The organism is Pectobacterium brasiliense, from assembly GCF_016950255.1.
GTDB lineage: Bacteria > Pseudomonadota > Gammaproteobacteria > Enterobacterales > Enterobacteriaceae > Pectobacterium > Pectobacterium brasiliense.
In genome coordinates, this window is record NZ_JACGFN010000006.1 from 1 (window position 1) to 6,002 (window position 6,002).

At 53.4% G+C, this 6,002-nt stretch carries 6 protein-coding genes and 2 pseudogenes; 1 reads left to right on the forward strand and 7 read right to left on the reverse strand.

What is annotated here, in order from left to right; translation table 11 throughout:
• Nucleotides 1-235: 235 nt before the first annotated feature.
• Nucleotides 236-853, reverse strand: a complete 618-nt coding sequence (locus tag H4F65_RS21720; RefSeq protein WP_205536112.1) for an MIP/aquaporin family protein — start codon at nt 851-853, stop codon at nt 236-238.
• Nucleotides 854-1,423: 570 nt separating this feature from the next.
• Here H4F65_RS21720 and zapB point away from each other — a divergent pair.
• Entirely contained in the window at nt 1,424-1,663 is a 240-nt protein-coding gene (gene zapB, locus H4F65_RS21725; protein WP_010281529.1) for a septal ring assembly protein ZapB, read from the forward strand.
• A 118-nt stretch (nt 1,664-1,781) separates the two neighbouring features.
• On the opposite strand, the gene rraA is transcribed toward zapB, so the two are convergent.
• The 6 genes and pseudogenes from rraA to H4F65_RS22205 form a co-directional block, all read right to left on the reverse strand.
• Entirely contained in the window at nt 1,782-2,267 is a 486-nt protein-coding gene (rraA, locus tag H4F65_RS21730) for a ribonuclease E activity regulator RraA (protein WP_010281528.1), read from the reverse strand.
• A gap of 134 nt (nt 2,268-2,401) precedes the next feature.
• Nucleotides 2,402-3,319: a 1,4-dihydroxy-2-naphthoate polyprenyltransferase gene (locus tag H4F65_RS21735; RefSeq protein WP_010281522.1), complete on the reverse strand. Its 918-nt coding sequence runs from the start codon at nt 3,317-3,319 to the stop codon at nt 2,402-2,404.
• 144 nt (nt 3,320-3,463) lie between these two features.
• A complete protein-coding gene (hslU, locus tag H4F65_RS21740; RefSeq protein ID WP_010281519.1) occupies nt 3,464-4,795 on the reverse strand; it encodes an HslU--HslV peptidase ATPase subunit in 1,332 nt (443 codons plus the stop codon).
• 9 nt (nt 4,796-4,804) lie between these two features.
• Complete coding sequence (hslV, locus tag H4F65_RS21745) at nt 4,805-5,335, reverse strand: ATP-dependent protease subunit HslV (RefSeq protein ID WP_005973334.1); 531 nt, start codon at nt 5,333-5,335, stop codon at nt 4,805-4,807.
• A gap of 56 nt (nt 5,336-5,391) precedes the next feature.
• A pseudogene (locus H4F65_RS22200) lies at nt 5,392-5,654 on the reverse strand (SPOR domain-containing protein); the annotation flags it as partial.
• A gap of 146 nt (nt 5,655-5,800) precedes the next feature.
• Nucleotides 5,801-6,002, reverse strand: a pseudogene (locus H4F65_RS22205) (cell division protein FtsN); the annotation flags it as partial.

Consider the following 6,002-nt stretch of genomic DNA (forward strand, 5'->3'; position numbering starts at 1 on the left):
TAGTTTAACGGCTTTCACGACGCGTGGTAGGCTTCTGCCTCGGGTTTCACACACATCGCATGGCAGATTGCGGCCAATCAGTGCGCGATAACCGAAGGCACCCAGGACAGGCACCGATAATGGGGCCGAGACAGGAACCAGGAAAGTAAGGAAATTTCGCGTGCGCCGGTGAAGGCCACGTTGCCCCAGCCCGCCAGGAAAAGCGAACAGCTTAGGACCAAAGTCACGCGCCGGGTTAAGGGCGGAAGCCGGTCAGTGGTCCCATCGACGCACCGATAACAGCAATCAGAATACCGATCAGCAGGGGAGCGAGTGGCCCCGCCGTGGGATACCGTTGCCGTCGTCGGTCAGCCGCCAGAATCAGGCACATCAGGATGGCAGTGATGACGGTTTCAACCAGCAGCGCCTGCATGACGGAAATGTGTGGGTTCGGATACGTTGAGAAAATGCCCGCTAAATTCAGGCTCTCCGTACTGCCGCGCACCATATTGTTGGTTTGTTCAAAATCCACAAACAGATTGTAATACAGCCCGTAGACCAGTGCGGCGGCACAAAATGCCCCCGCAATCTGCGCCACAATGTAAGGCACCACTTTGCGTCCATCGAAGCAGGCAAACAGCCACAGGGCGATAGTGACGGCTGGGTTGAGGTGAGCGCCGGAAATGGCAGCAGTCAGATAGATTGCCATCGCAACCCCCAGACCCCAAATGATGCTGATCTCCCACTGTCCGAAGCTGGCTCCCGCCAGTTTCAAGGCGGCGACACAGCCGACACCGAAGAAAATCAGCAGGCCAGTGCCGAGAAATTCGGCGATACACTGGCCTTTTAGCGTTGAACGTTCTGCTTGGCTCATATTTTTTTCCTGCTGGGTAACGTACAGAGTGGTAGGTCTAAGGATACCGTGGGGGCATCCTCTGTTTTAAATGTATTTATGATGTGAATTTATCGTTAATGCTCGAAAACGAGAAATATCGAAATTAAAATGTGTGTTGTGCGTCAAGAAAATGAGCGTATTCGCTTATAAAATGACTCGCAGTGACTTTTCGCCCACGATTGATAGTAACGCTCAGGTTAAATTTATTAACACAATTGGAGTAATGGGGAAGCGAACAGGAGTAGTTTTCAGTTTACGCCGCTCATGTTTCCGTTTCGGCTGTCCGTTTTTTCAGTTTGTACTGCCTATTTTTCAGTTTGTACTGATAGTGTTACGTAAGAAAAGCTGCCACACTCGCGTAGTGGGGGATGTGCGCTAGACAGGTGGCGGTTGGCTACATACAATTTCGCTATGGTCTATCTTGCCAGCCGTCCCGCGGTCAGGATTATGTTTACGGGCGGATGGCGACACCGTTGGGTGTTGGTTACAGAGTCCGAAAGCCAGCGTTAACCGATCTTTGCCTTGTTGCGATTAAAAGGGGTTTGAAGAATGTCATTTGAAGTGTTTGAAAAGCTGGAAGCGAAAGTTCAGCAGGCGATTGATACCATCACGCTGTTGCAAATGGAAATTGAAGAGCTGAAAGAGCAGAACAACGCGTTGTCGCAGGATGTGCAGGCGGCAGCGGGTTCACGTGAAGCGCTGGTGCGCGAGAACGAGCAGTTGAAAGAAGAACAAGTGGTATGGCAAGAACGCCTGCGCGCGCTGTTAGGCAAAATGGAAGAAGTCTAATAGGACTTGCTGGCTCAGACGAAGGAACGGCTTATCGATTGAGCCAAATAAAAAAGGGCGTCTATCGCCCTTTTTTGTGCTGATGTCACCGCAATAAAAACGCGGGAATTCAACGATATTATTCAATATCCAGCGGGTCTTCCGCCAAAATAATACCGGTATTATCGGCATACAGATGGTCACCGGAGAAGAAGGTGACGCCACCGAAGTTGACGCGAATATCGCTCTCGCCGATGCCTTCGCTACCTGCGCCGACCGGAATTGCTGCCATCGCCTGAATACCGATATCCAGCTCAGCCAAATCGTCAACCTGACGCACCGCGCCATAAACGACAATGCCTTCCCACTCGTTTTGCGTCGCCAGCCGGGCGATTTCCGCGTTGATCAACGCGCGACGCACCGAGCCGCCGCCATCAACCAGAAGCACGCGCCCAAGGCCGTTCTCTTCAAGGAGATCGAACAGCAGGCCGTTATCCTCAAAACATTTCACCGTGGTGATCTTGCCACCAAATGAAGTACGCCCGCCAAAATTAGAGAACAGAGGCTCAACAACATTCACCTCTTCGTGGTAGATATCGCACAGTTCGGAAGTATCGTATTTCATAGGATTAACGTCTGTTTGCCGCCGGAATCATGAGTATATCCCTTTCTGGCGGCTGTTGGCAAAATCATCAAATGTTAACTTGATGCGTATCAGTAAATACGCACCACTTTTCGCCCGCGCTCACTTTACCCGCACTAACTCAATATCACGCCAACGGCGAACAGAATGTTGGTCAGCAGCGCGCCTTTCACCGTTTTTTCCAGCATCGGACGCATACTGAATGCGCTGGTTTCACGCAGCACATAGCGCGCCTGCTGAATCAGCAACGGGAGCGCCAGAATAAAGAGCCAGCCCGCCAGGCTGTGCAGATAAAACGTGGCAAACAGACCGAGACAAACCGGTGCCAGCAACAGCAGCATCGTGTGATAGAAGCGCGCTTTTTCCGCACCAAGACGTACTGCCAGCGTGTTCTTTCCGCTGATGCGATCGTTGTCGATATCGCGCAGGTTGTTGATGTTCAGCACCGCCGTCGCCAACAGACCGCAGGCCGTCGCAGGCAGCATCACGATGCTGTCGAAATGGCCGGTTTGCAGATAATACGACCCCGCGACGCTGAGCCAGCCGAAAAAGATCAGCACTGAGATATCGCCGAGTCCGATATAGCCGTAGGGCTTGTTACCGACGGTATAGGTGATGGCGGCGAAAATCGCCAGCAGCCCCAGAATCAGGAAACCAAAGATATCCGCTGGCTTTTCACACGCCAGAATCACCAAGCTCACGCCGGAAATGATGGTGAGCACCACGGTCACGATTAGCGCATTGCGCAGCTGCGTCAGCGTAATCGCCCCGGTCTGGATGCCGCGCAACGGCCCGATGCGTTCCTCGGTATCGCTGCCTTTTATCGCATCCCCATAGTCGTTCGCCAGATTGGAAAGGATTTGCAGCAGTCCGGCGGTTAACAACGCCAGTAATGCTACGCCCGGTTTAAAGCTGCTATGCCAGCTCGCGATCGCCGAGCCGGTGACGATGGACGCAAAAGCTAATGGCAACGTCTTTGGACGCAGGCTATCCAGCCAGGCTTTGGTTTTGCTGCTATGGGTCGATAAGGTCATGGTGTGCTTCAATTTTATTGACGATTCAATTGCGTGAATCATCCGTTTATAAACAAGAAAAGTCAGTGATGGCGGCGTCAGAAACAAAAGTGGGAGGCCAACGCCTCCCACTTTATCGTTAATCGTGCGATCCGCGAAAACGGATTATAAGATAAATCGACTCAGATCTTCATCTGCTACTAATTCATCCAGATGATTACGTACGTAATCTGCGTCAATGGTAACGCTTTGACCGTTCATTTCGCTGGCGTCGTAAGACACGTCTTCGATCAAACGCTCCATCACGGTATGCAGACGGCGTGCGCCGATATTTTCGGTGCTTTCGTTGACCTGCCAGGCGGCTTCGGCAATACGGCGGATACCATCGGCGGTGAACGAAATATTTACGCCTTCTGTCGCCATCAGCGCTTTGTACTGCTCGGTCAGCGAGGCGCTCGGTTCGGTCAGGATGCGCTCGAAATCTTCCGTGGTCAGCGCCTGCAACTCTACGCGAATCGGCAGACGCCCCTGCAATTCTGGAATCAGATCGGACGGGCTGGCAACCTGGAACGCACCGGACGCGATAAACAGGATGTGGTCAGTTTTGACCATGCCGTGTTTGGTGGACACGGTGCAACCTTCAACCAGCGGCAGCAGGTCGCGCTGAACGCCTTCACGGGACACATCCGGGCCGGAGCTTTCGCCACGCTTACAGATTTTGTCGATCTCATCGATGAACACGATACCGTGTTGCTCAACGGCTTCAATCGCCTGCTGTTTCAGCTCTTCCGGGTTCACCAGCTTGGCGGCTTCTTCTTCTATCAGCAGCTTGAAGGCATCTTTAATTTTGACCTTACGGGCTTTCTGCTTCTGTCCTGCCAGATTCTGGAACATGGACTGGAGCTGGTTGGTCATTTCTTCCATGCCTGGAGGAGCCATGATCTCTACGCCAACGGGGGCGGCTGCCAGATCGATCTCGATCTCTTTGTCGTCCAACTGGCCTTCACGCAGTTTCTTGCGGAATGCCTGACGTGCAGCGGAAGGTTCCTGCGTGCTTTCTGATTGTCCCCAGTTGTTTTTCGCCGGAGGAATCAGTACATCCAGAATGCGGTCTTCCGCCATCTCTTCCGCACGGAAGCGGTTTTTTTCGATGGACTGAAGGCGCACCATTTTGATCGCGGAATCCGTCAGATCGCGGATGATGGAGTCAACTTCTTTACCTACGTAGCCCACTTCGGTGAATTTAGTGGCTTCCACTTTGATGAACGGCGCATTGGCGAGCTTCGCCAGACGGCGAGCGATTTCGGTTTTACCGACGCCGGTCGGACCGATCATGAGAATATTTTTAGGCGTCACTTCATGACGAAGTGCTTCGTCCAACTGCATGCGGCGCCAGCGGTTACGCAGCGCGATGGAAACAGCGCGTTTCGCTTTATGCTGGCCGATGATATAGCTGTCGAGTTCGCTGACTATCTCGCGCGGGGTCATTTCAGACATAGTTGATCCTTACGCCTTGGAGGCTAATTCTTCTATCGTGTGGAACTGGTTGGTGTAGATACAGATGTCGCCAGCAATCCCCAGAGATTTCTCGACGATATCACGCGCACCCAGCTCGGTGTTTTCCAGTAAAGCACGCGCGGCAGCCTGTGCATAAGGACCGCCGGAACCAATCGCGATCAGATCGTTTTCAGGCTGCACGACATCACCATTACCGGTAATGATCAGCGAGGCATTTTCGTCCGCAACGGCTAACAGGGCTTCCAGCTTGCGTAGCATACGGTCAGTACGCCAGTCTTTCGCCAGCTCGACGGCAGCTTTCACCAGATGACCCTGATGTAATTCCAGCTTGCGCTCAAAAAGCTCAAAAAGGGTGAAGGCATCCGCCGTGCCGCCTGCGAAACCGGCGATGACGCGGTCATGGTAGAGACGACGCACTTTACGCACGTTGCCTTTCATCACGGTGTTGCCCAGAGTGGCTTGTCCATCACCGCCAATGACCACCTGGCCGTTGCGGCGTACGCTTACAATTGTTGTCACGAGTCAGTCCCCGTTTGAAGAAAAAGATCCCCGCATGATTCGGGGCACATTTGAAGTTATAGATGGGGGAAGGCGTGGGGTTTTTCAACCCCGCTGGCAAGAGGAATACAGTTTGATGCGCCCGCGCCCTTAAGACGTTGGATCATGCTATCTGCGGCAGCACGGTTGTTATAAGGCCCAAGCATAATACGGTTCCAGCCGCCGTTAGAGGTGATGCGGCTTTCGATACGGCAAACGCCAGCTGTGCTCTGACCGATTCGGCAGGATCCATGGTTTTGAAGGAGCCACATTGGATCGCCCAGCGCTGGGTTTTCTCGGCTTTTGGCGCTTCAGGCTGTTTGACCGGCTGTTGCTTTCGGTGCTTCCTGTTTTGCTGCTTCATGTCTCGGCACAACAGGTGGTCGTTTGCGTGACCGCAGGTGCGCGTGTGGCGGGTTGCGTTGTTACGAACAGGCGGCTGCTGCATCGATTGGGTCGGCGGCTTGATTGTCACCTGAGAGCGCGGAACCTGCGTCTGGTCGTTATACGGCACTTCGGAAAGCTGCGTTGGCTGACGACGCATATCAGACTGCATCTGTTCCAGCAGCTGGCGCTGTTCGTTCCGTCAACTGCACTGGCGACTGAATTCGCCACCCGCGGAAGGCTCCGTTGGCGTCCGTGACGCCCA

Bases quoted from the DNA above. Each gene is read 5' to 3' on its own strand.
- H4F65_RS21720 (WP_205536112.1), bottom strand. From the start codon at position 853: ATGAGCCAAGCAGAACGTTCAACGCTAAAAGGCCAGTGTATCGCCGAA.
- zapB (WP_010281529.1), top strand. From the start codon at position 1,424: ATGTCATTTGAAGTGTTTGAAAAGCTGGAAGCGAAAGTTCAGCAGGCG.
- rraA (WP_010281528.1), bottom strand. From the start codon at position 2,267: ATGAAATACGATACTTCCGAACTGTGCGATATCTACCACGAAGAGGTG.
- H4F65_RS21735 (WP_010281522.1), bottom strand. From the start codon at position 3,319: ATGACCTTATCGACCCATAGCAGCAAAACCAAAGCCTGGCTGGATAGC.
- hslU (WP_010281519.1), bottom strand. From the start codon at position 4,795: ATGTCTGAAATGACCCCGCGCGAGATAGTCAGCGAACTCGACAGCTAT.